Origin of the sequence: Mycobacterium gordonae, from assembly GCF_001417955.2 — a bacterium.
Taxonomy (GTDB): domain Bacteria; phylum Actinomycetota; class Actinomycetes; order Mycobacteriales; family Mycobacteriaceae; genus Mycobacterium; species Mycobacterium gordonae_B.
The window spans coordinates 1-910 of sequence record NZ_LKTM01000232.1; the positions used below are offsets into that span (position 1 = coordinate 1).

General features: G+C 63.6%; 1 protein-coding gene. It reads right to left on the bottom strand.

Annotation, left to right across the window (positions count from 1 at the left end; translation table 11 throughout):
• Nucleotides 1–498, bottom strand: a 498-nt coding sequence (locus tag AO501_RS17760) for a PE family protein (protein WP_156452644.1), incomplete at its 3' end; no start/stop codon positions are given.
• Between the last annotated feature and the right edge of the window lie 412 nt (nucleotides 499–910).

The window sequence follows — 910 nt, forward strand, 5'->3', positions numbered from 1 at the left end:
GCCGGTGCCGAGCAGTCCGGCCGCCCCGCCGGCACCACCGACTCCGCCGGGCGCGCCCGAGCCACCGCTGCCGCCGTTACCCCAGAGGAGACCGCCGCCACCACCGTTCTGTCCCGTGCCCGGCGCGCCGTCAGTGCCGTTGCCGATCAGCGGGCGTCCCAGCAGCAGGTTGGTGGGCGCATTGATCAGGTCCAGGATCGGTTGCAGCGGCGACGCGTTAGCCGCTTCGGCGAGCGCATAGGAGACCTCCGCGCTCGTCAATGCCCGGACGAACTCGGCCTGGAACGCTGCCGCCTGCCGGTTGAGGACCTGATACGCCTTCCCGTGGCCGGAGAACAGCGTCGCAATCGCGGTGGACACTTCGTCCTCGGCGGCGGCCAGCAACTCCGTCGTGGGCACCGCCGCAGCCGTATTCGCCGCGCGTAATGACGAGCCGATGCCCGCCACATCCGCTGCCGCAGCTGCCAATAAGTCTGGTGTTGCCATAACGAAGGACATAGAGATGCTCCCGCCTGGTGGATTTGCGGTGCCGGCAAGTAATGCGCGCGGTGATGAGTATTCCGAATCAATCTGCAATTCGTAAGCCTTCGGCGCGATTTAGCGGCCTCGACTTTTCGCATTTGAGGGCGGCGAGCTGCACGTTGCGGCGGGCGAGTCAGATCCTGTGAATTAGAATGGAATTCGTTGAGCACCAGGCCTTGGCGCGGGCCGATCCAGGCGGCGTCAAGGATGAATTCAATTGCCTGGGTAATGCGGGTCACGGCCTCGATAATGCAGGTCCAACATCAAAATATGTATACATTTCGTGCCACTGCATCAGGTCGCGATAAACAGGCTCTTCGCAGATGAGGGTGTAGGGGTGCTCGGCGCGTCGTTGTCGGGATAGGGGTCGAGGTCTTCCGAAGATGGG